This is a genomic window from Enterobacter sp. J49, from assembly GCF_002148625.1.
GTDB classification, from domain to species: domain Bacteria; phylum Pseudomonadota; class Gammaproteobacteria; order Enterobacterales; family Enterobacteriaceae; genus Enterobacter; species Enterobacter ludwigii.
The window spans coordinates 1-541 of the sequence record NZ_MWPY01000011.1 but is presented as its reverse complement, the minus strand read 5'-3'; the positions used below and the strand labels follow the sequence as shown (position 1 = coordinate 541).

The window sequence follows — 541 nt, the reverse complement described above, 5'->3', positions numbered from 1 at the left end:
TGCGCTTCAAGCTGGCAAGCGGCAAACCTTCCGATTTTCAGCACCACTCCCGCGGGCCGATGTTCGGTACCGGCGAGTTTTCCTGGGGGGTCAGCAACGGTTGGTCACTGTACGGCGGCGCCCTGGTGGGTGGCGACTACAACGCATTGTCGTTGGGTCTTGGCCGTGACCTGATGGCGCTCGGGGCGTTGTCTTGTGACGCCACCCAGTCGCGGGCTCGGGTGCCGCAGGCAGACGGCACGCTGAGCGGCGGCTCGTACCGCCTGAGTTATTCGAAGAACTTTGATGAGTACGACAGCCAGGTGACCTTCGCCGGCTACCGTTTCTCGCAAGAAGACTTCATGAGCATGAGCGAGTACCTTGACGCGCGCTATTACGGCACGCGCACTGGCAACGGCAAGGAGATGTACACCGTTACCTTCAACAAGCACTTCCGTGACTGGGGGCTGAGTACCTACCTCAACTACAGCCACGAGACGTTCTGGGACCGGCCGGCGAACGACCGCTACAACCTGACGTTGTCGCGCTATCTCGATATCGG

General features: G+C 60.8%; 1 protein-coding gene. It reads left to right on the top strand.

The genetic code is table 11. The annotated features are described in order from the left end of the window. On the top strand, positions 1–541 hold a 541-nt coding region (locus tag BJP35_RS00350), incomplete at both ends, for a fimbria/pilus outer membrane usher protein (RefSeq protein WP_179193650.1).